Source organism: Robertkochia solimangrovi, from assembly GCF_007279655.1.
Taxonomy (GTDB): Bacteria; Bacteroidota; Bacteroidia; order Flavobacteriales; family Flavobacteriaceae; genus Robertkochia; species Robertkochia solimangrovi.
In genome coordinates this window covers 267,530-291,771 of sequence record NZ_QKWN01000002.1, presented here as the reverse complement: position 1 = coordinate 291,771, position 24,242 = coordinate 267,530, and the positions used below count along the sequence as shown (strand labels likewise).

Annotated in this window: 25 protein-coding genes; 12 read left to right on the top strand and 13 right to left on the bottom strand. The window is 38.9% G+C overall.

All coding sequences use genetic code 11. The features are described 5' to 3' along the window. The first annotated feature begins 50 nt into the window (after positions 1-50). Both DMZ48_RS05195 and DMZ48_RS05190 read left to right on the top strand, forming a co-directional pair. Complete coding sequence (locus DMZ48_RS05195; RefSeq protein ID WP_143954053.1) at positions 51-488, top strand: DUF2141 domain-containing protein; 438 nt, start codon at positions 51-53, stop codon at positions 486-488. Positions 489-599: 111 nt separating this feature from the next. Next, positions 600-1,541, top strand: a complete 942-nt coding sequence (locus DMZ48_RS05190) for a LysR family transcriptional regulator (RefSeq protein WP_143954052.1) — start codon at positions 600-602, stop codon at positions 1,539-1,541. A 732-nt stretch (positions 1,542-2,273) separates the two neighbouring features. Here DMZ48_RS05190 and DMZ48_RS05185 read toward each other — a convergent pair. Further along, positions 2,274-3,227: a PhoH family protein gene (locus DMZ48_RS05185; protein WP_143954051.1), complete on the bottom strand. Its 954-nt coding sequence runs from the start codon at positions 3,225-3,227 to the stop codon at positions 2,274-2,276. Between the two features lie 187 nt (positions 3,228-3,414). Between DMZ48_RS05185 and DMZ48_RS05180 the strand changes: the two genes are divergently transcribed. From DMZ48_RS05180 to dnaN, 4 genes are all read left to right on the top strand, one after another. After that, complete coding sequence (locus DMZ48_RS05180) at positions 3,415-4,245, top strand: SAM hydrolase/SAM-dependent halogenase family protein (RefSeq protein WP_143954050.1); 831 nt, start codon at positions 3,415-3,417, stop codon at positions 4,243-4,245. 44 nt (positions 4,246-4,289) lie between these two features. Further along, the gene (gldF, locus tag DMZ48_RS05175) at positions 4,290-5,000 is read left to right on the top strand and encodes a gliding motility-associated ABC transporter permease subunit GldF (protein WP_143954049.1); all 711 of its coding nucleotides are present in this window, start codon (positions 4,290-4,292) and stop codon (positions 4,998-5,000) included. 1 nt (position 5,001) lies between these two features. Continuing rightward, positions 5,002-6,681, top strand: a complete 1,680-nt coding sequence (gene gldG / locus DMZ48_RS05170) for a gliding motility-associated ABC transporter substrate-binding protein GldG (RefSeq protein WP_143954048.1) — start codon at positions 5,002-5,004, stop codon at positions 6,679-6,681. Positions 6,682-6,753: 72 nt separating this feature from the next. After that, positions 6,754-7,872, top strand: coding sequence for a DNA polymerase III subunit beta (dnaN, locus tag DMZ48_RS05165; protein ID WP_143954047.1), 1,119 nt, complete (start codon positions 6,754-6,756; stop codon positions 7,870-7,872). Between the two features lie 272 nt (positions 7,873-8,144). On the opposite strand, the gene DMZ48_RS05160 is transcribed toward dnaN, so the two are convergent. From DMZ48_RS05160 to DMZ48_RS05150, 3 genes are all read right to left on the bottom strand, one after another. Further along, positions 8,145-8,489, bottom strand: coding sequence for a DUF4870 domain-containing protein (locus DMZ48_RS05160; RefSeq protein ID WP_143954046.1), 345 nt, complete (start codon positions 8,487-8,489; stop codon positions 8,145-8,147). A 69-nt stretch (positions 8,490-8,558) separates the two neighbouring features. Then, complete coding sequence (locus DMZ48_RS05155; protein ID WP_242009132.1) at positions 8,559-9,443, bottom strand: mechanosensitive ion channel family protein; 885 nt, start codon at positions 9,441-9,443, stop codon at positions 8,559-8,561. Positions 9,444-9,501: 58 nt separating this feature from the next. Next, on the bottom strand, positions 9,502-10,002 hold the full coding sequence (locus DMZ48_RS05150; protein WP_143954044.1) for a Dps family protein: 501 nt from the start codon (positions 10,000-10,002) through the stop codon (positions 9,502-9,504). 537 nt (positions 10,003-10,539) lie between these two features. Here DMZ48_RS05150 and mnmE point away from each other — a divergent pair. The 3 genes from mnmE to DMZ48_RS05135 all read left to right on the top strand — a co-directional run bounded on the left by mnmE (position 10,540) and on the right by DMZ48_RS05135 (position 14,010). Continuing rightward, positions 10,540-11,928: a tRNA uridine-5-carboxymethylaminomethyl(34) synthesis GTPase MnmE gene (gene mnmE / locus DMZ48_RS05145; protein ID WP_143954043.1), complete on the top strand. Its 1,389-nt coding sequence runs from the start codon at positions 10,540-10,542 to the stop codon at positions 11,926-11,928. Between the two features lie 224 nt (positions 11,929-12,152). Next, entirely contained in the window at positions 12,153-13,295 is a 1,143-nt protein-coding gene (locus DMZ48_RS05140) for a tyrosine-type recombinase/integrase (protein ID WP_143954042.1), read from the top strand. After that, positions 13,285-14,010 (top strand): hypothetical protein, encoded by a 726-nt coding sequence (locus tag DMZ48_RS05135; RefSeq protein WP_143954041.1) that lies wholly within the window; start codon positions 13,285-13,287, stop codon positions 14,008-14,010. The genes DMZ48_RS05140 and DMZ48_RS05135 overlap by 11 nt, the downstream gene beginning before the upstream one ends. Here DMZ48_RS05135 and DMZ48_RS05130 read toward each other — a convergent pair. Genes DMZ48_RS05130 through DMZ48_RS05120 form a run of 3 tightly spaced genes read right to left on the bottom strand, consistent with a single transcriptional unit; the run spans position 14,005 to position 15,946 of the window. Next, complete coding sequence (locus DMZ48_RS05130) at positions 14,005-14,487, bottom strand: hypothetical protein (RefSeq protein ID WP_143954040.1); 483 nt, start codon at positions 14,485-14,487, stop codon at positions 14,005-14,007. The genes DMZ48_RS05135 and DMZ48_RS05130 overlap by 6 nt on opposite strands. 2 nt (positions 14,488-14,489) lie before the next feature. Next, the gene (locus tag DMZ48_RS05125; RefSeq protein WP_143954039.1) at positions 14,490-14,903 is read right to left on the bottom strand and encodes an STAS-like domain-containing protein; all 414 of its coding nucleotides are present in this window, start codon (positions 14,901-14,903) and stop codon (positions 14,490-14,492) included. Further along, on the bottom strand, positions 14,903-15,946 hold the full coding sequence (locus DMZ48_RS05120) for a hypothetical protein (protein WP_143954038.1): 1,044 nt from the start codon (positions 15,944-15,946) through the stop codon (positions 14,903-14,905). The genes DMZ48_RS05125 and DMZ48_RS05120 overlap by 1 nt, the downstream gene beginning before the upstream one ends. Positions 15,947-16,229: 283 nt before the next feature. Here DMZ48_RS05120 and DMZ48_RS05115 point away from each other — a divergent pair, with 283 nt between their 5' ends. Next, positions 16,230-16,514, top strand: a complete 285-nt coding sequence (locus DMZ48_RS05115; protein WP_143954037.1) for a helix-turn-helix domain-containing protein — start codon at positions 16,230-16,232, stop codon at positions 16,512-16,514. A gap of 11 nt (positions 16,515-16,525) precedes the next feature. Further along, complete coding sequence (locus DMZ48_RS05110) at positions 16,526-17,710, top strand: VapE domain-containing protein (protein ID WP_143954036.1); 1,185 nt, start codon at positions 16,526-16,528, stop codon at positions 17,708-17,710. Positions 17,711-18,068: 358 nt separating this feature from the next. Here the strand turns inward: DMZ48_RS05110 and DMZ48_RS05105 are convergent, their stop codons facing one another. From DMZ48_RS05105 to DMZ48_RS05085, 5 genes are all read right to left on the bottom strand, one after another. Further along, positions 18,069-18,719 (bottom strand): hypothetical protein, encoded by a 651-nt coding sequence (locus DMZ48_RS05105; RefSeq protein ID WP_143954035.1) that lies wholly within the window; start codon positions 18,717-18,719, stop codon positions 18,069-18,071. A 66-nt stretch (positions 18,720-18,785) separates the two neighbouring features. Next, positions 18,786-19,469 carry a hypothetical protein gene (locus DMZ48_RS05100; protein ID WP_143954034.1) on the bottom strand — a complete coding sequence of 228 codons (684 nt, stop codon included), beginning with the start codon at positions 19,467-19,469 and terminating at the stop codon, positions 18,786-18,788. A gap of 146 nt (positions 19,470-19,615) precedes the next feature. After that, positions 19,616-19,855, bottom strand: a complete 240-nt coding sequence (locus DMZ48_RS05095; protein WP_143954033.1) for a hypothetical protein — start codon at positions 19,853-19,855, stop codon at positions 19,616-19,618. 205 nt (positions 19,856-20,060) lie between these two features. Beyond that, positions 20,061-20,540, bottom strand: a complete 480-nt coding sequence (locus tag DMZ48_RS05090) for a hypothetical protein (protein ID WP_143954032.1) — start codon at positions 20,538-20,540, stop codon at positions 20,061-20,063. 77 nt (positions 20,541-20,617) lie between these two features. After that, a complete protein-coding gene (locus DMZ48_RS05085; protein ID WP_143954031.1) occupies positions 20,618-21,556 on the bottom strand; it encodes a toll/interleukin-1 receptor domain-containing protein in 939 nt (312 codons plus the stop codon). Positions 21,557-21,759: 203 nt separating this feature from the next. On the opposite strand from DMZ48_RS05085, the gene DMZ48_RS05080 reads away from it, so the two are divergent. After that, entirely contained in the window at positions 21,760-23,322 is a 1,563-nt protein-coding gene (locus DMZ48_RS05080; RefSeq protein ID WP_242009131.1) for an IS1182 family transposase, read from the top strand. A gap of 106 nt (positions 23,323-23,428) precedes the next feature. Here DMZ48_RS05080 and DMZ48_RS05075 read toward each other — a convergent pair whose 3' ends face one another. Further along, positions 23,429-24,217, bottom strand: a complete 789-nt coding sequence (locus DMZ48_RS05075; protein WP_143954030.1) for a hypothetical protein — start codon at positions 24,215-24,217, stop codon at positions 23,429-23,431. Positions 24,218-24,242: the final 25 nt, after the last annotated feature.

Here is a 24,242-nt window from a genome sequence, read left to right as displayed (position 1 = left end):
ATTGAGTCAGTTATATGAATTTTGAAGTAACAATTTAAAACTTAGAAAAAATGAAAACGTTAGCACTAACCTTTATCGCCCTTACCGTGTCACTGATCAGCAATGCACAGCAAGCTGTAGATTCACTGAGTACCACAACCATCAATGTAGCCGTTCCAAATTGTCATAATAGCGACGGGCAAATGATGTATGCTTTGTATACAGAAGCCGATTTTTTAGTTCGGAAGCCTTTTAAAAGTGCTATCGCAACGATTGAAGAAGGTAGCTCCCATGCTGTTTTTACCGATGTTCCTCCCGGGATCTATGCCATCGTAGTATTACACGATGAGAACAAAAACAATAAAATGGATTTCGATACGAATGGTATGCCTCTGGAGTACTATGGCACCTCCAACAATGATATGACCCTTGGGCCTCCTTCTTTCGAAGCCTCAAAATTTGAAGTAGGTAACGATAGCAAAACCCTCGATTTCACTATAAAACTCTGAGTGTAAGCTGCCGCCGGGGGATATTGTTCAAAACATTGTCATAAAGGATTACTTATAGTAGTATAAATTTAACTTATAGTTTTATATTTTTGCTGCTAAATTCAAATGAGCATGACCATTACCCAATTACAATATGTTCTGGCGGTAGCAGAACACAAGAACTTCACACTTGCAGCTGAAAAAAGCTTTGTGACCCAACCTACACTAAGTATGCAAATCCAGAAGCTCGAAGATGAGCTTGATGTTTTGATCTTCGATCGAAGCAAAAAACCTATACAACTGACCCAGGTCGGTAAAAAAATAGTAGAACAGGCCCGGAATATCGTAAACGAATCCTTCCGGATCAGTGATATCGTAGACCAGGAAAAAGGATTTATCGGTGGAGAGTACCGCCTTGGGATCATCCCGACCATTATGCCTACCCTACTTCCCCTTTTCCTCAAAAATTTCATCAAAAAATATCCGAAGATCAACCTGAAGGTTGAAGAGAATAATACGGAAACCCTCATCGAGAAACTAAAGGAAGGCCACCTGGATGCTGCCATCGCGGCCACACCTCTCGAAAATGAGAACATCCATGAAAAGGTGCTTTATTACGAACCTTTCGTAGCCTATATCCCGCACGATCACCGTCTCAGGGATATCGATATGATCAATGTAAGCGATCTCGATCTCGATGATATTCTATTACTTGAAGACGGTCACTGCTTTCGTGAAGGAGTGATCAATCTCTGTCATGCCCAGAAAGATCCGTCTCAGGAGCGTTTCGAACTCGCCAGCGGCAGTTTTGAAACCATGGTGAAACTGGCCGATGAAGGTCTCGGTATGACACTCTTACCCTATCTGCACACCCTAGAAATGTGTAAGGATCAAAAAGAAAAACTCCACTTCTTCAAAGACCCAAAACCCGCACGTGAAGTAAGTATGATCTATCATAAGAGCCAGCTTAAATTACATATTACTGAAGCACTTAGAGATGTTATCACAGGGGTAATACGGGGTGCTATCACTTTTCAGAATGTACAGATCATCAGTCCGGTGCAGAAGAAATAAGCGAACCGGGCCACTTAGGCACTTTCACTCATAACCATGTCGCAATGTTACCGGCGCTGATAACCAGATCACAACGCCCCATCACTATGTCACAATGTTGACGTTGCAGAGAATTAGCTCACTACTAACCCAGTGACGATCTCCTTTGCTTCGCATGCGTCGAGTGTCGATTCTCTGGCTTCGCCCGCGAGAAGTGTCGCCGCGATCATAGTGCTGACGCACGATGCTGCTTGAGTGACGTTTTTTGTTTTGTAAATTTATTAATGTAGGGACATGCTGACTAAAACTTATTATAAAGTGCGATCCATGGATCGCACTTTATAATATCGTTTTGATTTTTTCAAAATGTTGCCTTTGGCAACATAATAGATACTCAAAGTTGCTCAAATTAATAGCCGAAGGCTAAAGATACCCTGAGCCTGCGAAGTTAACTTTATCACAGGTCACTCTAGCATTTGTGGCTAAAGGCCCTGAATAGCGGCGACATTCGACGCCGCTGTAAGCAGCAGTCCCGATTGCTATCGGGAGACATTCCCCCTTCGCCGAAGTGGTCCCGAAAAATAGGGAGCGGGATCGTCACTGGGTTAGCTGTGACACAGTTCTCTGCAACGTCAACATTGTGACTTAGTGATGGGTGCGTTGTGAACTAGTTTTCAATAACGATAACATTGTGACCCAAGTAATGGGCACGTAATGATCTCGTTTTAAGCAACGCTTATCAGTGTTGGTGTTTTAATTATCGTGTTCGATTCTTTTGTAGGAGTCGATGATATCCTTAACCAATCGGTGTCTGATAACGTCTTTATCATCCAAATAGAGAATACCGATGCCTTTGATGTCTTTTAAGACCAGGATCGCCTCTTTAAGTCCGGAGATCACCCTTCTCGGAAGGTCGATCTGCCCGGGGTCGCCGGTGATCATGAACTTTGCGTTCTTACCCATACGGGTGAGGAACATCTTCATCTGGGCATGGGTGGTATTCTGCGCCTCATCGAGAATGACGAAGGCATTGTCCAGGGTTCTACCACGCATGAAGGCCATCGGAGCGATCTGAATGATCCCGGTCTCGATATAATTGGTCAGCTTTTCTGCAGGGATCATATCGCGTAAGGCATCGTAGAGCGGCTGCATATACGGATCCAGTTTTTCCTTCAGGTCACCGGGCAGGAATCCGAGGTTCTCCCCTGCTTCCACCGCCGGTCGGGTCAGAATGATCCTTCTTACCTGCTTTTCCTTCAGGGCTTTTACTGCCAATGCAACGCCGGTATACGTTTTACCGGTACCTGCCGGACCGATGGCAAAGACCATATCGTTCTTCTTCATCAGTTCCACCAGTCGCTGCTGATTAGCGGTCTGAGCCTTGATAAGCCTGCCATTGATGCCATGTACAAGCACTTCGGCATTCAGATGATCACTATCGAATGCTTCACGGGCATTACTGGTTAATATTCGGATGATGGTGTTCTCATCCAGTGTGTTGTATTTTCCGAAATGGGTCACCAGCATGTCGAAACGCTTATCGAATTCCTCGAGCATTTCTTCATCGCCATAAGCCTTGATCTTGTTGCCTCTGGCAACGATCTTCAATTTGGGAAAATATTTCTTAAGGAGATCGATATTGACGTTCTGCGCCCCGAAGAAGTCCTTCGGATTGATCTCTGAGAGTTCTACTACTAATTCGTTCAAAAGTCTGGTCGTTTAATCAATAAATTGGTGATACCTCATGTAAAAAGTAATCGGGGTACATAGTTTTATCAGTTACTTTTTATTAGGTTTGTGCTAGCTCCACGGAATGCTCTTTTTGAGATCGGGACCTAAACAAACTTAAGGAAAAAACACTTTCTAATTTTAAAAAAATATCAACATTTTATAAATGGCAATTATCACTTTAACTACAGATTTTGGGGAGCGAGACCATTTTGTAGGGGCCATTAAGGGATTTATTTACAGCGAGATCAACGATGCTGTAATTGTTGATATTTCACATCAGGTGAGTCCGTTTAACATTCTGGAAGCGGCCTATATTCTGAAAAATGCCTATAAAAGTTTCCCGAAAGGCAGCATCCATATCATCGGGGTCGATTCTGAGCTAACTCCCGAGAACCGGCACATCGCCGTAACCATAGACGGACAGCATTTTATCGGTGCCGACAATGGGATCCTATCATTCCTGACTCAGGAGATCAATCCTGAAAAAATGGTGGAGATCAATATTCATGATCGTATCGAAAGCGTATTTCCCGTACTCGATGTCTTTGTAAAAGTGGCAGGGCATATCGCCAGAGGTGGTACGCTGGAAGTGATCGGGCGAACCATCGACAGTATTAAAACTCTGAAAGGATTATCTCCGATCATCAATACCGCAGGTAACCATATCACTGGTAATGTCATATACATCGACAACTACGGAAATGTGATCACAAACATATCCAGAGCTATCTTTGAGAAACAACGGAAGGGCAGAGAATTTGAACTTTATGCACGGAACCATAAATTTGATGTGATCCATGAAAAGTACAGCGACGCCATCAATTTTACGCTGGAAAAGCATAAACGAAACGAAGATGGTAAAAAGCTTGCTATCTTTAACTCGAGCAATCTGATCGAGATCGCCATCTATCGCAGTAACCTGGATACGGTTGGCGGGGCTTCAACCTTGCTCGGACTCAATTACAGGGATACTGTGACGATCGGATTTTTATAAAAATTAACCGGGCTATATTGGCTCTAAAACCATACGAACAACCTATGCTGGCTATTTTAAAAAAGGAGATCAACGGTTTTTTCAGCTCTCCTATCGCCTATCTGGTTATAGGAATATTTTTAATACTGAACAGCCTTTTTCTCTGGGTATTCAAAGGACAGTTCAATATCCTCGACAGCGGCTTCGCAGACCTTACCCCCTTCTTTCAATTGAGTCCGTGGATCCTGATATTCCTAATTCCCGCTGTAACCATGAAAAGTTTCGCTGAAGAGAAAAGACTGGGTACCCTGGAGATCTTACAGACCATGCCGATGAAGAGATCCGGACTCATCCTGGGTAAATTTCTCGGTTCTTTTTTGTTGGTGCTCATCGCCTTGATCCCATCCCTCATCTATGTATATACTGTTTACCAATTAGGAAATCCGGTGGGTAACCTCGATATGGGAAGTACGATCGGATCGTATCTCGGACTCGCCTTTCTCATCATGGCCTATACAGCTATCGGTGTATTCGCCTCTTCGTTGACCGAGAATCAGGTGATCGCCTTTATCCTGGCCGTGTTGATCTGTTTTGTCCTGTATTTCGGTTTCAATGCCTTTGCCAGTCTCAACGTGGCTCCGGTATTTCTGGAATCTCTGGGCATGCAATACCATTTTGAAAGTATCAGCAGAGGTGTTATCGACCTGCGCGACCTGTTATATTTCGTGAGTGTCACGATCATATTTTTGATATTAACCTCCCGAACCCTGAAGTAATATGGCCAAGAATACATCGAACATACGCATATTATACCCGGCCCTGCTTATCGTCGGGATCATCCTCGTCAATTTTCTTTTAAACGGCATCCACCTGCGCTGGGACCTCACAGGAAACAAGCGTTATACGCTTTCAGAAGCCTCAAAGGGTAGTGTGCTATCCATACAGGAGCCGATCACCATCGATGTTTTTCTGAAAGGGGATCTTCCCGCGGAATTCAGGAAACTTCAACAGGAGACCGAACAGATACTCTCGGAATTTGCCGCAGTAAATCCGCGCCTGAAATACCACTTCATCGATCCTATGGATAATGATGAAGAAAGAGAAGCCAATCTCAGAATGCTGCAACAGCTCGGCCTCACCCCTGCTTCCGTTACGATCGAAGAAGGAAGCCGGGTCTCACAGGAACTCGTTTTTCCATGGGCACTCGCCAATGTCGGAGAACAGACGGTACGCATTCCATTGTTAAAAAATATCCTGGGAGCCAGTAATGAAGAACGTATCAACAGTTCGGTACAGGAGTTGGAATATGCCTTTGCCGATGCGTTCACCAAGCTAGGCCTCACCGATAAAAAAAAGATCGCCGTATTAAAAGGAAACGGGGAGCTTGAAGATCTGCAGATCGCAGATTTCCTTTCTTCTCTGAAAGAATACTATCAGATCGCACCTTTTACGCTCGATTCGGTTGCGAATACGCCTGAAAGAACCCTTAACCAGTTAAAGACCTTTGATCTGGTGATCGTCGCCAAACCTTCCGAAGCGTTTAGCGATAGTGAAAAACTGGTGTTGGATCAATATACACTGAACGGTGGTAAATCACTATGGATGGTCGATCAGGTAGCGATCTCGATGGACAGCATCTTTAAAAATGAAGGAAAGTCGATCGCCATGCCCATGGATCTGAACCTGAACGATATGTTCTTTAAATATGGGGTTCGTATCAATCCGGCACTGATCAACGATCTGTATTTTACTCAGATCGTACTGGCGACCGGTAGTGGTAATAATTCACAGTACAATCCTGTTCCATGGTTGTATGCTCCCATGGTTCGTTCTTCGAACGATCATGCGATCAATAATAATATTGAGGCCGTACGCATGCAGTTTGTCAATCCGATCGATACGCTACAGAACGGGATCAAAAAGACCGTTTTACTGAGATCCTCTCCCCTTTCCAAACCTGTAGGGACACCGGTAGAGGTCGATCTCGAAATGGTGACGCAACAACCCGATCAGAATACCTATACCAAAGGAAATATGCCTGTGGCGGTATTATTAGAAGGGAATTTCACTTCGGTATTCAATAACCGCATTCTCCCTTTTAAGACTTCCAATTATAAAAACGAAGGCATCGAAACGAAAATGATCGTGATCTCCGATGGAGATATCATACGTAATGACCTTCAAAATGGAAGACCACTGGAATTAGGCTATGACAAATGGACCAATAATTTTTATGGGAATAAGGAATTCTTGCTGAATTGCGTGAATTATATGCTGGAAGAAAACGGACTTATAAACATTAGGAACAAAAAAATTGCACTTGCATTTCTGGATCAGCAACGGATCGTGGAAGATAAAAATTACTGGCAGCTTGTAAATATCGGGGTTCCAGTTGTTTTAATCCTTATTTTCGCCGGAGTTTTCAATGGGATCCGCCGTCGGAACTATAACCGGTAAATGTTAATAAATTATTTTCTGATTGCGAATCAATTAGGATATCTTTGTAAGTGTTTGAAATTTTCGAAATAGATGAAATTCATAGTATCGAGCTCTTATTTATTAAAACAATTACAGGTCTTAGGCGGTGTAATCAATAGTAGTAACACCCTTCCCATCTTAGATAACTTTTTATTCGAACTGAACGGTAATAAACTGACCGTTTCGGCTTCGGATCTTGAAACTACCATGAGTGCAGTACTCGAGGTTGATTCCGATTCTGAAGGGAATATCGCTGTACCTGCAAAACTACTACTCGACACCCTTAAAACTTTTCCTGAACAACCACTTACTTTCGTGGTTGAGGATAATAACACGGTTGAGATCAGTTCTAACTACGGTAAATATGCCCTTGCCTATGCAGATGGAGCAGAATTTCCGAATGCTATCGAACTGGCTGATCCGAGTTCCACCACCATTCTTGGCGATATACTGGCTTCTGCCATTTCCAAGACCATTTTTGCTTCTGGTAATGATGACCTTCGTCCGGTAATGAGTGGGGTATTCTTTCAGTTCTCTCCGGAACACCTGACGTTTGTAGCTACCGACGCTCATAAACTGGTTAAATATCAACGAAGCGACGTAAAGGCTGATCAGGTGGCTGAGTTCATTATGCCTAAAAAACCTTTGAATTTATTGAAAGGGATTCTTTCAGGAAGTGAAAGTGAAGTACAGATAGAATATAACGATAGTAACGCTAAGTTTACTTTTGATAATATAGAATTGATCTGCCGACTTATCGACGGTAAATATCCGAACTATGAGGCGGTGATCCCAAAGGAGAATCCAAATAAACTGAGTATTAACCGTACGCAGATCTTGAACTCTGTAAGACGTGTTTCTATTTTCTCCAATAAAACCACACATCAGATCCGTTTAAAGATCGCCGGAGCAGAACTAAATATTTCTGCGGAAGATCTTGATTACAGTAATAAGGCGGAAGAACGTCTTACCTGTGATTACCAGGGTGATGATATGCAGATCGGATTCAATTCACGCTTCCTTACCGAAATGTTGAATAACCTGAATTCTGATGAAGTTTCACTGGAAATGAGTCTTCCTAACCGCGCGGGTATCCTGACACCGGTTGACGGGCTCGATGATGGAGAAGAGATCACCATGCTGGTTATGCCTGTAATGCTGAACAACTAAATTCGTTTAAACCTATAATTCTGAAAAAACCCCGAGTTAAAGTGTTAATTTAATCGGGGTTTTTTATGCCTTTGAATTAGCAAAAGGTATATTTTTCGGAAAGCGTACGTTTAATGTATAATAGAGAATTGATTTCTGTCGAAAGGTGTTTGGAGTAAAGCAAGAATCATGATCCTACATTTACCATTGTAATTTGCCGTTCTCTGCTTCACTGCTTTACTACCTTGCGCTGAACTCAACTGAGTACCCGCATCCGCTCTCCTTATTGTAATTTATATGATCTTAAGACTAAGCGGATAATAGGGTTCTTCTCCGTTGGAAGCTTTCACAGCATTCACGATCGGAAAGACAAAAGCCATGATCCCGATAGCGATCATCATAAGGATACCGAATCCGAATAGCAGAATCATCGGCACCGCTATAATACAATAGATGAGCATTGATATCTGGAAATTGAGAATAGCCTTTCCATGTTCATCCATTTCAAGGACTCTGTCTTTGTTAGAAGCCCAAAGGATCAAGGGAACGATGAGTCCGCCAAACCCTGTTACATAGTCGAGTAATTGCGAAAGGTGAGCGATAACCAATAGTTGATTATCCTGCTTTTTAAGTGTCATAACTGATTGTTTTTTGATTGATGATTATATTTAATAGACGATCAAAAAACAGAAGTGTTACACAAAATTCTAATTTTCTTCAGACGCATTGTCCGAATCTGCCAACTTCTCCGGATTTTTGGCAATCTGTAGTTTATTGGAGAAATCGATGGTTCGTATTGGGAATGGGATGGAGATACCGTTTTTATCGAAAGCTTTCTTGATCGCTACAATAGCTTCTCCCCGCGCCTTCAATATTTCGATACCACTCGTGGAATGTATCCAGAATCGTACTTCAAAATTGATCGAACTGTCACCAAATTCGGTATAAAAGAACATAACGCCCTGTTTATTTCCTACATCCTCAAAATTATCGATGATGGTATTTACAACCACCTCCCTGACCAGATCCAGATCAGCATCATAGGTAACGCCACAGGTTAAGATCACGCGGGACTGAGCAGTGACTGAATAGTTCTTAACAGGATTTTCAATCACCATACGGTTCGGAATGGAAACCAGATTGTTATCAACCTGCTTTAAGGTAGTCGTGCGCAGATCGATATCTACCACTTCCCCCTGGTAGCTGTTACTTTCGATCCAATCGCCCATTTTCACATGTTTAACAAAGGAAAGCACAATCCCCGAGAAGGTGTTTGCCAACGTTCCCTGAAGAGCCAGACCCACGGCAAGTCCCGCGACACCAGCACCGGCCAGGAGAGAGGTCAGCATTTTATTCAAATTCATGATTCCCAATGCCAGGAAAATTCCAACCATGATAATGGATATGGAAGTAAGTCGTGCGGTTACATGTTTAACGGTATCCTGCATGCTGGTACGCTTGAGAATGCGTAACATGAAGTTGTTCACATAGCGGGATAACAGAAAGGAAATACCAAATACGATACAGGCGATTACAAAATTAGGAAGGTTCACGACTATTTTTTCTAGCCATGAACCTATCTGATCTATCATTTTGCCCCAAGCTTGGAATAATTGCTTCTCGAGCTTCTCCATAAATTGTGTTTATTCTTTAGGAGACGGCTGATTTATTGATTGCTGCGCTTGTTTTCATTCTCCATGCATCGAGCATCCAGGAGGTTTTTTCCAATTCCCGGATATAGGCACCGATCAGGTCGATAGTACCCTCATCTCCCCCGTCATCCGCTTTTTCAACAACCGTACGCATCTGTTTCAACAGAATGCCATGATCTTTCAGCAGATGCTCGATCATTTCTGTATCGCTGATATCACTCGGTGATTCTTTGATATTCGAAATCTCAAGATATTTGGAGAGATTGCTAACCGGAGTAAAACGCAACGTTAAAATACGTTCAGCGATCTCGTCGATCTTTAGTTTTGCTTCATCGTAAAGTTCTTCAAATTTTTCGTGAAGGTCAAAAAAGTTTTTTCCAATGACGTTCCAGTGGAAATTCCTTAGCTTTTGATAGTACAGATGGAAGTCTGCCAAAAGTACATTCAATTCATAAACTGTCTTCTCTGTTTTATTGGTATCCAAATCTAGATAATTCATCATCATTCAGTTTTAAAATTCACTTAAAGATACGATGAATAGCCCTAAAGTCCATGTATTTAACAAGGTTTAACTCACCCTTTAAGATACTTTTAAAACTATCATAAATATCCGATGATTTAAGATGTATGCTGTTGAAAAACAGTTGTTAAGATGATCACCGGGTTATTTAATTTGTAAACGGTTTTAGTCTTTGCGTTTGCTGGGGTACTGGAGAGTGACGATCCCGTCTTCAGCCTTCGGCGAAGAGGGAATGTCTCCCGATAGCAATCGGGACTCCTGCCTTCGGCCGCGTCGAGTGTCGCCGCGATCATAGTGCTGGCGCACGATGCTGCTTGAGTGACCTCTGGTGAAAGTGTCCCGAGACTTTGGGAACTGACTCAGTTTTGTTTGGAGGGCTTCGCAAGCTCAGCTTCAATGTGGTTCGCAGGCTTAGGGGGATTGGGTTTTACTTCTCCTCGGAAAATGGACAACCCCTGTAATCCGGGTATGATTTCAGCCTCATGAAAAAAGACTAAATTTGTCAAAAATTTCTACATGAAGATACAGGATACCATTGTGGCTTTGGCGACCCCTTCCGGTGCGGGGGCTATTGCTGTGATACGTTTGTCTGGTAAAGGGGCTATTGAGATCGCTTCCGGTTGTTTCCGGTCGATTCACGGGAAGGAACTCAAAGCTCAGAAGACCCACACGATCCATCTCGGACATATCATGGATGGAGAACGTGTGCTGGACGAAGTATTGGTATCCCTCTTTAAGAACCCACAATCGTATACCGGAGAAGACGTGGTTGAGATCTCGTGTCATGGTTCGCCGTTCATACAGCAGGAAATCATTCAATTATTTCTGAGAAAAGGTTGTCGTATGGCCGATCCGGGGGAATTTACGCTTCGTGCCTTCCTGAATGGGAAACTGGATCTGAGTCAGGCGGAAGCCGTGGCCGATCTTATCGCCAGTGATAATGAAGCTTCCCATAAGATCGCGATGCAGCAGATGCGGGGAGGCTTTAGTCATGAGATCTCCCGATTACGGGAAGAACTCCTCAATTTCGCCTCGTTGATCGAACTGGAGCTTGATTTTGCGGAAGAAGATGTGGAATTTGCCGATCGCACCCAGTTCCGCAGCCTGGTAGAACGTATAGAGACCGTCTTAAAGCGACTTATCGATAGCTTCGCTACCGGAAACGTTATCAAGAATGGAATCCCAGTCGCTATCGTCGGAGAGCCTAACGTGGGTAAGTCGACTTTGCTGAATGCTCTGCTGAATGAGGAACGTGCCATCGTCAGTGATATCGCCGGAACCACACGGGATACGATCGAAGATGAGATGGTAATCGGTGGTGTCGGATTTCGTTTTATCGATACCGCAGGGATACGTGAGACCAAGGACGTAGTAGAGAGTATCGGAATCCAGAAGACCTTTGAAAAAATCGAAAAGGCCCAGGTAGTGATCTATTTGTTTGACAGCACTAAGTTCAGCAGTGATCATGACCTGTTCCAATCCGAAATCGAAAAGATCAAAAATAAATATCCACAGAAGCAGCTAATCATCGTTGCCAATAAGGTAGACACGATTGGCGAAGCCTTAGAAGCCCAATTAAAAGTGGTGATCCCGGATGTGATCCTCCTCTCTGCCAAAACAGGACAAGGTATCGAATCACTTACCGATCACCTGCTGGAATTCATCAATACCGGCGCCTTACGCAACAATGAGACCATCGTCACCAACAGCCGTCACTACGATGCCCTGATCAGATCATTGGAAGAAATTGAGAAAGTCCGCTTCGGCCTGGACGACGACTTATCCGGCGACCTGTTAGCCATCGACATCCGTCAGGCCCTCTATTATTTGGGAGAGATCACCGGTGAGATCTCGAGTGATGACCTGTTAGGGAATATTTTTGCTAATTTTTGTATTGGGAAATAATCCACCCATTTTATTTGATATCATTTGACATCAAATAATATCAAAAAGCCTTATATAACGACACTTTACAAAGATTCATGAAGAATTTTAATAATTCGATCATATCTCTATTTTTGACCAAAAAATACACCTAAGGTACACCTCGAAAAGTATTTTAACGAAACGAGGTGTAAAAAGTACACCTCGCTAGTATTTTTTCCTATCTTTATAAAAATCAGTTTCTTATGAAGATCAGCTTAAAAAAGAAAAAATTAGCTACCGGAAAATACAGTCTCTATATAGAATATTACAAGGGAAAAACTATTGGAGATGATGGAAAACCTAAACACTTAAGGGAATTTGAATACCTGAAGGAATATCTTTTCATCAATCCTCAAACTCCTGAAGAAAGATCACAAAATAAGAAAACAGAGGAACTCGCAAATCAAATACTTTCAATCAGACAGGCGGAATACGCTCAGGGTAAATACGGAATCAAGAACCGGGAAAAAGAAAAGACCCTCTTATTGGATTATTATGAAAGCTTAAAAGAGGAGCGTTATGAATCCTCCGGGAATTATGACAATTGGGATGCAGCCCAAAATCATTTGGAAGACTACTGCGGAAAAAAGCACATTACATTTGAATTCGTAGACGAGGCCTTTGTGAAAGGCTTTAAAAAACATCTCGACACAAAAGCGAAGACCAAGTCGGATACCCACCTATCTCAAAACTCAAAATATTCTTATTTCAACAAGGTGAAGGCGGCGCTTCGAGCTGCCTATGAAGAAGGCTATACTACCAAAAATCTGGCACAGGCAGTTAAAGGGTTTAAACAGGGAGAACCTACAAGGGAATACTTAACCAGTGAAGAACTCAAGGCTATGGTGAGGGCTCACTGCAAACATCCCATATTAAAAAATGCTTTTCTATTCAGTTGCCTTACCGGATTAAGATGGAGTGACATCAATAAGTTGACTTGGGCAGAAATCAGGGATGAAGAAGACGGTGCCAGAATCGTATTCCGGCAAAAAAAGACAGACGGCATGGAATACCTTTATATCTCATCGGAGGCGAGAAGTATTCTGGGAAAAGCCCAGAAGTCGGCCGACCGAGTTTTTAAAGGCCTGAAATACGGAGCTCATTTCAATGCGGAAATATTACGCTGGTGTATGCGTGCAGGAATAACGAAGCACATCACTTTTCATAGTGCAAGACATACCTGTGCGGTTTTATTATTAGAGAATGGAGCGGATATCTACACTGTTTCTAAAATACTCGGACACCGGGAACTAAGAACTACCCAGATCTATGCAAAGATCGTGGATAGTAAAAAGAAAGAAGCCGCCAACATCATCCCTAAAATTGGCATTGAGTATGTTCTATGATCTGACAAACTACCTATTTGGAGCCGGAATAATCTATGTTGGATGCAGGTTACTTATTCAGTACACCTACCCTGTCGTCCAATTTGTTTTTTACGATCAATCCCTTTTAAACACCTCTATTGAAAAGCCGAGACTCTTTTTAAATGCTGTTGGACTCACGCTAATTCTACCAGTAATATTTTTACCGTTATCTGAATCAAACAAGATATTTCTAGCTGGACTTTATTTATTGTACTTCATTGGTATTGCGATCTGCTTATATTCCTGGACCCGGCATTTTGAAAAGAATATGGAAATCCTGAAAAACAGATCCGTAAGTAAAACTACTACCATTCAAAATTTTCAGATCAAAATCGAAGAAAAAGAATTAGACCGGATCTATTTTCAACTTAAACGTTATGACCTTATAGATATTGATAGAACCCCCCTAAACGATTTTAAAAATGTCCTTTTAAAAAACTGGAACCAACACCAATCCAAAATCCAATTCAAAATGGACGGTCCGAGTTGCCGGGAATTTTATGAGCAATTTAAAAAGGCCTTTCCTGAAAACGAATTAACGCTCAAGAATTTCTTTGAAACTTCGGGGGTAATATTACGAGCAGACGGGAAACCATACAAGTATAACTCTGTGAAGAGTGCTTTTAGCAGGAGTGGTGGGTCTAAATATTCCAATGAAATAAAAACCGCTTTTAATAAAATTAAATCCTTATGAACCGTTATTAATTAATATTATTAATTCATTAAATTTTGAGTTATTTTTCTGTTGAAATGTAATTAATTTATTTTGTGAGTCGCTTTTTAAAGCTATAAATTGATTGGATTTATAATTTTTATTGAATTCTTCAAATTCAGTAACTAACTCTCTAAGTTCAATTTGATAATTCTTTAAAATATCTTTATTAATCTCATACTCTTTTGATAAAATTTCCATGGTGTCCTGAACTTTAATATTCATTAGTTTAAACCATGGAACAATTTTTTTTGGCTTTAGATTTCCGGAATGCAAATCACTCATGAATTTTTTATATTCAAGTCGTAATTCCTTAATTTCTCCAATTAAATGATCCTTTAAGTACCTTTTATTTGTTAATTTATTTTGTAGTGTCCAAACAATCCAAATTGCGAGGGAGGAATTCACAACAAGACTAATAATACCAATAATGTCACTTGTAGATAAGCTACATATCATATTTATTCTACGGTTTGAATTATTTCATTATTAACTTTTCGAAACCATGGTTTATGTTTTTCCGTTTTTTTAGGTTTGTCTTCATTTTCTCTTCTCTCTTGCCATTGAACAAACGTTTCATTAACTATCATTTCTTTCAAGTCTGGCTCCTGATCAGATACAATTATTAAGTTTTCTTTTACAGCTTCGATTCCAAAGTCATATATGAGATTTCCAAAAGCTTCATCCAAAAAAGAGGGGGCATAACCAGCTGTATAGTCCAAATTCACCTCAATCTTTTCTTTTTTTTCGTATGAATCTTTAAATTCTTTATTTAATATTTTATGATAAAATTCTTCTCCTGAATCATCACTTATAGAACAATGTCTTAACCCAGGATATTCTGAGAAGTCCTTTATTTGAATATACTTCCTCATTAACTTGCTCTTTTTATTGTTTCTTTTGTTAATTCCCAACGATACAAAGTTCCACCAAAATAATGTTCTTTCAAAACCTCAGAAGATTCTTGATCACCATAATGTAAAATTACATTATTAGTTAATACTTTAAGATTTTTAATTACGCCTTTATCAAATCCATTTTTAACAGATGGTAATCCTTTATTTCTATTGATTTTATGAGAGCTAGAACCATATTTTTTCACAAAGGCACCTTTTAATATCTCATCATCCGGATTTAAGGTAAAAACATCCGATAATTTATCTTTCCATTTCTTATTTAATGTTTTCAATATCCCTTTTCCAACGTCAGTTATGGTGAAAATTGCCTTTTCCTCTTCATACTTAACACCAAATAACCATTGCTTGTTTAATGTACCTCCCCATTCTATAGAATTACCACAAATTTCAAGTAAAATTGTTCTTAATTTTGGTAAATGCTTATCCTCTCCTGTCAAATGTTTAACTGCATTTTTGATAGTCTCACTTATTATTATATTATCTTCTCTTTTTAAGATTTTTGCTCCTTTTTCTATGAATAACAAGTCGGACTTTTCAGACTTTTTAAATGGATTTCCATTTTTATCATACATAAATGTTAATAATCCAGATTCAATTATTTGTTTTTTACACAATTCGTCTTTTGGATAATTACCTCTCAAAAATATTTTTTTCGATTTTAGATCTCGTATAATTGCGATTAAAACACATATTGAACTATAATCAAACTTTTTTACTTCAGATAAATCCATCTCTACAAAACATTCTCTACCAATTTTAGAGATACTTTTGACTTTTCTTAGTTCCGTGAAAAATTGTAAACACCCTTTGGTTTCTGACAATAAACATATATTCTCTGGAGCAACAACAGGCTCAGCTTTTATAAAATCATATTTATACCTTTGATAAAAGGGTAATCTATCGGGATTATATTTTTTAGTTCTACTTGGACTTGCACCAATTCTTTTAGCCCGCCTATCGTGTATTTTTTTACACTTACTTTTCTTAAAATATTTTTTCATGGGTGTAGGTTAGTTCTAATGGAAAATATTTGTTAGAGTATAAAATATTCTATCTTAAGGCTCTTATATTTTTTTTTAAAAGTAATATTTTTCAACTGTATTACTTCAAATACTTACAATCGAAATTCACAAGGTTATCAACAATAATAAGTGTCAATTCTCTCAAATCTACAACCATGTAAACAAGGTTAACATTCACAAGTTCAGCTCTTTCTAGTTTTAGGATAATAACCACCGGAAATATGATAATATATTAGAGTCTCCGGAAAAATATAACTAAGACATGGAATACTACAAGATCATTGAGAAACTGGAAAAGCTGGAGCGATTGGTAAGGGCTAATAAGTCCGTTTTAACTCTGGAGGAAACCTGTGAGTATATGGGGATCTCTAAAAGTTATTTGTATAAACTAACTGCTCAGGGAGTTATACCATACTCCAAACCCAACGGAAAACTCATTTACTTCTCGAAAGAAAAACTGGATCGCTGGTTGCTACAGAACAGCACTAAATCTACGGATGAGATCAAACAGGAAGCCCTTCGTTATACCTTAAAACGTCGTAGATAACTCTGTTGATTATGAGTAATTCAAATTCAAAACTTTATGAGGTTAAAGAGCAAAAGAAAAAAACAGTTTATGATTATCTGGAGGAATATCTTTTTAAAAAGTATGATATCCGCTATAATGAAATCAATCAGGAATTTCAGATCAAACTTATTGAGGGAACTGAATGGGAAGATTTTGAAATCAATTCCATTTTAATTGAACTGGCTAAGGCTGACATTCAGGTGACTCCAGGTAAAATGGAGATTTTTTTAAAATCTCATCTCATAAAAAGATTTAATCCCATTCAGACGTATTTTAAAGAACTTCAGGACTGGGATCAGGTAGATCATATTGCTCGAATGGTAGCTTACCTCCCACTTCGGGAACCTAAAGCTTTTTATTATCACTTCAAGAAATGGCTGGTGCGAACCGTTCGTTGTGCCATTGAAAAGGATTATTTCAATAAACAATGCCTGGTATTGGTTCATAACCAGCAGAACTCCGGAAAGTCCACCTGGTGCCGATTTCTTTGTCCGCCTCCCCTCACTGAATATTTCGCTGAAGATATCAGCAATGATAAGGATGCTCGTATTCAACTCACCAGAAATTTTTTAATCAATCTTGATGAACTATCAGTGTTAGCTAAAAAAGAAACCAATGCATTAAAGGCATACTTTTCCAAAACCATTATCAATGAACGTCTCCCCTACGATCGGAAGAATTCAGCGTTGACCCGTTGTTGTTCTTTTATAGGTTCCACCAACCGTACTACTTTTTTAAATGATGAAACCGGATCAGTAAGATGGTTATGTTTTGAATTACTGGGCAGGATCGATTTCAGCTACAAGAACGAGATCGATATAGACAAGTTGTGGTCACAGGCCTATTCGCTGGCATATTTTGATAAGAATTTCGAATCAGAATTAACTCCCGATGACATTGAAGAAAACGAGCGAAGAAACAGCAGTTATCGACAGCCTACCATGGAAGAAGAATTCTTAACCAAATACTTCGAAAAAACAGAGGATCCTGATTATTTCTATACCTCTTCAGATATTGTAGCCAAACTGCAAGCATTGAGCAACCGACTCAGTGTAATTAATATGGGTCGAGCCTTGACAGCCTTTGGCTTTAAACGTGTCAAAGATTCCAAACGACAGGTTTATGGATACCTGGCCAAACCTTTGTTTAAGGTTTCACCTTTAGAGATTTTATAAAACTCCTTATTCATATTACCTAAATCCTCTCATGCCAAAGTTTTAGTATACTTTCCCTTAGGTAAGATATTTTTTATTGATCTTACCTTACTTACCTATGGACTTTTTTCCGGTAAGACAGGTAACATGATTTATTCACCGACTTCATTCATAAACCCCGGTGTTTACAAGGCTTTGGTATGATGGTAGCTTAAAACAGGAAAAATAAACTTAAATTAAGGTTTTACCTCCAGAATCCCGAATCTTCCCAAAAGCTAAGAGTATTAGTCCGGTAAGATTTTAGGGGGCAAAAAGGGATTGGAATTACTTTTTAAGAGTTAGTTTAATTGTACCTAATTGATTTTATTTAGATGGAAAATCATCTAATAATTAATCCATGATATCCATATTTCAATTCGTAAGTACTACCTGTTAATGCATCAATTTCAAGAATTTCGGTCGTTCCCATTTCCCGACCTGAACTACCTTTTGTATTAGTTATAATATTGATGATTCTGTAAATGTATTTCTTTCTTTTACGATCATAGGTTAGTTTGGGATCTGTTCGTTCGAATTCCGTTCTGGTCAAATGCTGATTACCTATTTCAATCGCTTTTTGCACGGATATGAAATCCGAAGCTCTGTTTTCCCAAACAAATTTTGGGATAAAATCTAATTCGATTGGTTCATAAAGGTTAAGTTGTTTATTAAGCTTTACCCAAACACCTGAATGAACACCTTCGACTCCTGAATAATTAAAATTCCAGAAGACTATAATTGAAGTCCAATTTTTTCTGATTCGACGATTTTTCTTAAGCAGTTTTGATTTTTTGTAGCCAAACCTATTTGCAGGTAACGTATAGCATGAGATGTTATTTGTTGATTTAAAATATTTAAACAAATCCTGTCCAACAGCTTCAATTAAAAATTCTTCTGATAATTCAATAATTTCTTCAGTTTTTAATCTTTGCGCTTTCAATCCAAATACAACAAATAATAGAGAAATGAAAACAAGATATTTGAGATTCATAAAATATTTACTTAGGTTGAAGGGATGAAATCTTTTCTAAGGAGCGTTGTTTCAGCACGTATTTTTTCATGAAATTTCAGTTACTATAATTTTGTCAATTATCCATTTATTATTTTCCTTTCGAATAAATACTCTAACACCACTTCCGCATAATTTTCCGCACCCCATTCCACTACGCAAGACTCCGAATGATTTAGTTGAATCGAATTGGATTCTTGATAAGCTAGTTGTACCACTCAAATGAAAATTGTAATCTTTTTTCCAAATGTCACTACCTTCTGGAAATTCCGATAAGTACTTGAATCGTAATTTTTTGTCAGCTTGCAATTTGTTCAAGTCAATCAAATATTTAGTAGATATGTCAGTAGAATCCAGTCTTAAATTGTTTTCGGCAAAGTACTTTAATAACTGATCCCCTTCCTTTTTCCCAATAGGATAGACACTATCATTAATTGCGATTACAAGTTTTACCGAATCAGCTTTTAATTCCGCTTTCCTTTGTAGATATTCATTTGAAGCTTTTGCAATTCCAGTTGTATCAGTTCCAATTATTTCTCCTTGTTCATTAAAAATTGGTCTTGGTGGTGGTGGTGGTGGTTTTAGTCGATAGTCAAAATGTAAAGAGTCCATTAAAGCAGGAAAAATTTCATAAACCACTGATTGCTCAAATTCCAATTCAGATTGTTTTTTTTCGCAACTATTGTGAAGTGCGAAAATCAGAATTAAGCAGAATACAAGCATTTTGGTCATATGTGTTGTACGTTTTGTTTATGATTTTACAACATTCTCGTTATGTTTTCGGGCGGATTTAAGAATGCTAAACTGGCGGTTGTGACCAACGATAGCAGATAAGTAAAAACCTTGCGGACGGCCGTTAGCCCAACTGATGCATAGGATTAATTAGACTCCGTTTTTTTCATTTTTTCTATACTCCAATTTAATCCTTCCATAATGTCAACTGAAGCTATCTTTTTTGCTCTTTTTCCAAAAGCAAAAAATTGAATTCTCCAAAACGTTTCTTTTGGTTTAATGATAGTTTCTCCGTTTACTTCTCGTAGAATTAAAGAAAAGTTATTTGTAATTACTTTCCAACCGCCTAAAACCTTCAGACTGTAGATTCCAACTGGTAATTCCAATTGTTATTTTTTGTCTAAAATGTTAATTGGTTTTCTCATTTCTCAAATGCATTACAACGCCTGGTGTATGAGCCGTTGCCATAGCAGTTCGTGAACTGCACTAACTTTAGGCTCGATTTATATTCACCGACTAATGTAAGAAAATATTTAAAATAGGAGATAGGAACCGGCAAAGGCTTATACAGCTTGTTGTAAGTAGTATTTTTTAGATTTTTATTGTTTTAAATTCCGTTTTCTCTTTTTCTCCGCTCATAAAATTTTCCGTTTCAGTTTTTCTTATTTCACATTTGTCTAAATCAAATTCAGATTCTACAGTAAAGAGATATTCCACAAAATCTTCGTGCTGAATCAGAATTGAGTCAGTTTCAGTTTCTTTTTCAATCAGTAGCCATAAGTTTTGCTCAAATTCGTTAATTTCAAAAACCGTTCTGTAATTATTAATTCCGATTTTCTTTTTTTCGATTTCTATTAAAGTATCTCCATTTATATCAGCGTACTTTTTTAGTTCACTTTTATAATCCGTTGTCTTTTTTAATTCCGATAAAGCACATTCAATTTCCTTTTCAGGTTTTGTCGATTCGTGAATTTCAATTCCGTTTGAGTTCACTCTCAATTCGACAGGTTTTTTGGGTTCGGATTTACACGAAATTAAAGTTAGAATTATTAAAAAAAGTCTGTATTTCATATTACTTACAACGGTTGGGCTATGTGCAGTGTCCCGCAGGGCATTGCGTATAGGTGTTGTTGTAGCACGTTTTTATTTTAAAATGGTAATTCATCGTAATCCTCATCTTTCTTTTTCTCAAAGTCTTTTAGACTTAATCTCTCAAGGTTGTACTTCAAGGCAATTTGGTTGAATGGCTTAAGAAACCGAGTGTTTTTGAGATTCTCATTTTCTATAATTCTCTCTTGTAAATATTCAACTTTCTCTAAAGGCAAGTCCTTTATTCTAACAAATGCTTCGAGTCTTTCAATTCCTTGATTTACAGTGTTTGATAATAGAATAAGTTCAACTAGTGTATTAAGATATTTCGTTTTAGTTTTCGGATTTGATGAGATTATTTCAAAAATTCCTTCAGCGACTTGTCCTACATTTTTTCCGACAGCTTGAAATCCTTGAAATTTCCCGATGAAGCCATAAGGGTCAAGTTCTCTCCGGATTGGAATTATTAAAACGTTTCTACCAATTGCTACCCCGATTTCTTGATCGGTCCAGTTACTTTCTTTAAAACCTGGCATTAAGACTGCGCAAAGGGCGTCCATCGAGAAAAGTCCTTTTTCTATCTCATCCTGCCATTGTTTTGTTGGTTCAATGTCTTCATGTGCTACAAAGGATGAAATGCCATACTTTTCAAGTTCATTCTTTAGAATTCCAATTGTTTTTTTAAAACTAGCTAAATGACTGATGAAAAGTTTAAAATGACCAGGTTTCCAAAAGGTAGCATCACTTTCTTTAATTACTGGCACTGAGGAAATGGCTGGATGATCTATTCCCAGTTCACTGGCAATTTCAAGAATAATTTCATCCTTGATTTTTGGTAATACTTCTTTAACGTATACATATTTACTGTTATAGCTTGGTTGGTGATCTGTTGGTATTCCGTAGCTCTGAAAATAGCCATCTATTTCTACGAACTTCATTCTTTCTTGAAGTTCTCTACCAATCAGGTCGATTATTTCTATTTTCTCAAGTTTTTTCATCTAATGTGCTACAACGTCCTAGGCTATGAGTAGTTGCGTGGTTTAGCGTTTAACTTAGCAAGTACACACCAAACTGAAAATCCGCGAGGATTTTCAGAAGTAGGCGAGAACAAGCAATTACTTATAGCCATTGTGCCTGTTGCACAAGATATAAAAAATGAGATTAGGGTTTCAATTTTTTCCTACAAATTGTAAATTTAAGAATGCAAGGCAAAAAACAGTATCAGGAAAAATTATTCAATAATTTTCAGTTAAGTGCTCGTGTTCCAGAGCACAATTTCTATCGCTGTCTTAAAGACGTTTTACATTTAGATTTTCTGTATAATGAGACCAAAGGTTACTACGGCAGCAGCGGCCAAAAGAGCATTGATCCCGTTGTGTTTTTCAAGCTGTGCCTTGAAGGTTATTTAGAAAATATTTCAAGCGATCGCAAGCTGATGGAACATTGTAGTTTGCGTTTGGATATCCTTTATTTTTTAGGATACGATATTGACGAAGAGTTGCCATGGCACTCCACTATTAGCCGTACACGCCAGTTATTTCCAGAGACCATTTTTGAAGTTGTGTTCATAAAAGTTTTTGAGCTGTGTGTATCGGCAGGTATGGTAAGTGGTCACACACAGGCTATCGATAGCGCACCTGTAAAGGCGAATGCCTCTATGGACAGTTTGGAATTGAAAGTACCTGAAGAAGATCTGGAGGTCCACCTTCGCAAGATTCGCCATTTCAGCAAGGGAGACAAAGACGGGCCGCTTCGTCAGGCCAAGGGCAACAAAGCAGATAAAGATCAGCAGTCCTTGTCTGCCAGTGACAAGGAACTAAAGGCTATAAAAAGCAGAAACAATAAATGGGCAAAGGAACAGGATCAGCGCCCTGGAGCGGGCAACAAGGGCAGTCGTTATACCAGTAACAAAACTCATTACAGCCCGACGGATCCGGATGCCCGTATCAGTGTCAAACCGGGCAAGGCGAGAAAGTTCAATTACCAAAGTCAGCTTACGGTAGATACCGCTCATCATGTGATCAGTGACATCAAGGCCTATCACGCGGACGAGAAAGACAATCAGCAATTGGCGGATATCGTTGTTCGCGTACAGCGTCGCCTTCGCTGCTCAGGTCTGGTCTGGGAAAACTGTGTGGCAGACACGGGCTATAGCAGTGGCGAGAATTACGCTTTTCTGGAAGGCAGGCGCTTAAAAAGCTTTATACCTGCGCATGGAACTTATAAGGGCTGCCCCGATGGGTTTACTTATAACCAAACTGAAGATTATTATGTGTGCCCACAGGGAAAAGTAATACCGTTTAAAAAGGTGTTTTATGAAACCAAGAACCGCACGAAAAAGAAAGAATACCGCGCTTCTAAGAAGGTCTGTGTCGATTGTCCCATACGGAGAGCCTGTTTGGGTAAAAGTGCACAGGAAAAGAAGTTTACCGTAACTTATTACCGAGCCGAGTATGAGCGTAACATTGCCCGAGTCAACAGCCCAGAGGGGCGTTATATGAAAGCTAAACGACAAAGTACGGTAGAACCTGTATTTGGGACTTTAACTCAGTTTATGGGCTTACGTAAGGTCAATACCATTGGAATCAAGCAGGCCAATAAGTGCATGCAACTATCGGCAATTGCCTATAACCTTAAAAAGTACCTGAAATTCATTGAAAAACACAGTAAGAGCGGGGCGGTAAGTCTTCGGTCTGTTATTTCTCAATTTAAAGCTGTTTTTAAGCCCTATACTACCCCATATAATTCCCTTGAATTTAAATGATAATTAACGATCAAAAACAACAAACGCCCTGAAAAAGGGCGTTTTTATATCATGTTTCCTGGAAATTATAGGCTTGTGCAACGGTTACCATTGTTAGCTACAGTTTTTAATTTTCATATTTTATTTTTCTTGTCAAAACCTGATACTTTTTACGATTCCCATTTTCGGTTTTATAAATGGTTTTCTTTGTCCAATTCAGTTTATTGTCATACTTATATTCATAATCGTAATTGGCGGATTTGATTAAATTTCCGTTTTCGTCATATTCTGCATTATCTAAATCTCTAATTGAGAAGTCAATTTTATGTTTACTTTGAGAAATTATTTTCCCATTGTCGTCAAGGACTTTTGTGATTACCATATTATTTGGATAATCATATTCCGCAATTTCAGTTCCATAAGAATTTGAATTTCCTGTATTCAGTTTTAATTCTATTGGATGACCATTTTCATTGTTTTTTAGGAAAGTTTCTCTGATAATTTGGTTGTTTTGATTTCGGTCAGTTACTTTAATCATAAAACCATTTTTATCGTATTCGTAAGTTGCTGTTTCAGAACTATATCCAATTACAGGATGCCAACGTTCAATTTTTCTTTGTAAACTTCTTGTTCCTGTTGAATCAAAACTTCGAGTAAGTCGAGTTTCTAATTTACCGCTTTCATCATATCGCAATTCGGATGTGATTTTATTCTGATGATTTACAACTATTATATCCTTTTTAATTTCAGTACCGCTTTTGTTGAAAAAGGTAGTGGTTTTTGTGATTTCCTTTACTTTAGATTCGCTTCTTAAATCAATTGCATCATCGTGTCTCAAAGCTGAAAAAATGCTTTGAGAAAAGGACTCTAAACTGACAAAAGTCAGTAGTATTATGATTGCAGTTCTAATTTTCATTCAAATTGTAGCTAACGCCCGGTGT

Excerpts from the sequence above, each read along its gene's own strand:
- DMZ48_RS05195 (WP_143954053.1), top strand. The coding sequence starts at position 51 with ATGAAAACGTTAGCACTAACCTTTATCGCCCTTACCGTGTCACTGATC.
- DMZ48_RS05190 (WP_143954052.1), top strand. The coding sequence starts at position 600 with ATGACCATTACCCAATTACAATATGTTCTGGCGGTAGCAGAACACAAG.
- DMZ48_RS05180 (WP_143954050.1), top strand. The coding sequence starts at position 3,415 with ATGGCAATTATCACTTTAACTACAGATTTTGGGGAGCGAGACCATTTT.
- gldF (WP_143954049.1), top strand. The coding sequence starts at position 4,290 with ATGCTGGCTATTTTAAAAAAGGAGATCAACGGTTTTTTCAGCTCTCCT.
- gldG (WP_143954048.1), top strand. The coding sequence starts at position 5,002 with ATGGCCAAGAATACATCGAACATACGCATATTATACCCGGCCCTGCTT.
- dnaN (WP_143954047.1), top strand. The coding sequence starts at position 6,754 with ATGAAATTCATAGTATCGAGCTCTTATTTATTAAAACAATTACAGGTC.
- DMZ48_RS05160 (WP_143954046.1), bottom strand. The coding sequence starts at position 8,489 with ATGACACTTAAAAAGCAGGATAATCAACTATTGGTTATCGCTCACCTT.
- DMZ48_RS05155 (WP_242009132.1), bottom strand. The coding sequence starts at position 9,443 with ATGATAGATCAGATAGGTTCATGGCTAGAAAAAATAGTCGTGAACCTT.
- DMZ48_RS05150 (WP_143954044.1), bottom strand. The coding sequence starts at position 10,002 with ATGAATTATCTAGATTTGGATACCAATAAAACAGAGAAGACAGTTTAT.
- mnmE (WP_143954043.1), top strand. The coding sequence starts at position 10,540 with ATGAAGATACAGGATACCATTGTGGCTTTGGCGACCCCTTCCGGTGCG.
- DMZ48_RS05140 (WP_143954042.1), top strand. The coding sequence starts at position 12,153 with ATGAAGATCAGCTTAAAAAAGAAAAAATTAGCTACCGGAAAATACAGT.
- DMZ48_RS05135 (WP_143954041.1), top strand. The coding sequence starts at position 13,285 with ATGTTCTATGATCTGACAAACTACCTATTTGGAGCCGGAATAATCTAT.
- DMZ48_RS05130 (WP_143954040.1), bottom strand. The coding sequence starts at position 14,487 with ATGATATGTAGCTTATCTACAAGTGACATTATTGGTATTATTAGTCTT.
- DMZ48_RS05125 (WP_143954039.1), bottom strand. The coding sequence starts at position 14,903 with ATGAGGAAGTATATTCAAATAAAGGACTTCTCAGAATATCCTGGGTTA.
- DMZ48_RS05120 (WP_143954038.1), bottom strand. The coding sequence starts at position 15,946 with ATGAAAAAATATTTTAAGAAAAGTAAGTGTAAAAAAATACACGATAGG.
- DMZ48_RS05115 (WP_143954037.1), top strand. The coding sequence starts at position 16,230 with ATGGAATACTACAAGATCATTGAGAAACTGGAAAAGCTGGAGCGATTG.
- DMZ48_RS05110 (WP_143954036.1), top strand. The coding sequence starts at position 16,526 with ATGAGTAATTCAAATTCAAAACTTTATGAGGTTAAAGAGCAAAAGAAA.
- DMZ48_RS05105 (WP_143954035.1), bottom strand. The coding sequence starts at position 18,719 with ATGAATCTCAAATATCTTGTTTTCATTTCTCTATTATTTGTTGTATTT.
- DMZ48_RS05100 (WP_143954034.1), bottom strand. The coding sequence starts at position 19,469 with ATGACCAAAATGCTTGTATTCTGCTTAATTCTGATTTTCGCACTTCAC.
- DMZ48_RS05090 (WP_143954032.1), bottom strand. The coding sequence starts at position 20,540 with ATGAAATACAGACTTTTTTTAATAATTCTAACTTTAATTTCGTGTAAA.
- DMZ48_RS05085 (WP_143954031.1), bottom strand. The coding sequence starts at position 21,556 with ATGAAAAAACTTGAGAAAATAGAAATAATCGACCTGATTGGTAGAGAA.
- DMZ48_RS05080 (WP_242009131.1), top strand. The coding sequence starts at position 21,760 with ATGCAAGGCAAAAAACAGTATCAGGAAAAATTATTCAATAATTTTCAG.
- DMZ48_RS05075 (WP_143954030.1), bottom strand. The coding sequence starts at position 24,217 with ATGAAAATTAGAACTGCAATCATAATACTACTGACTTTTGTCAGTTTA.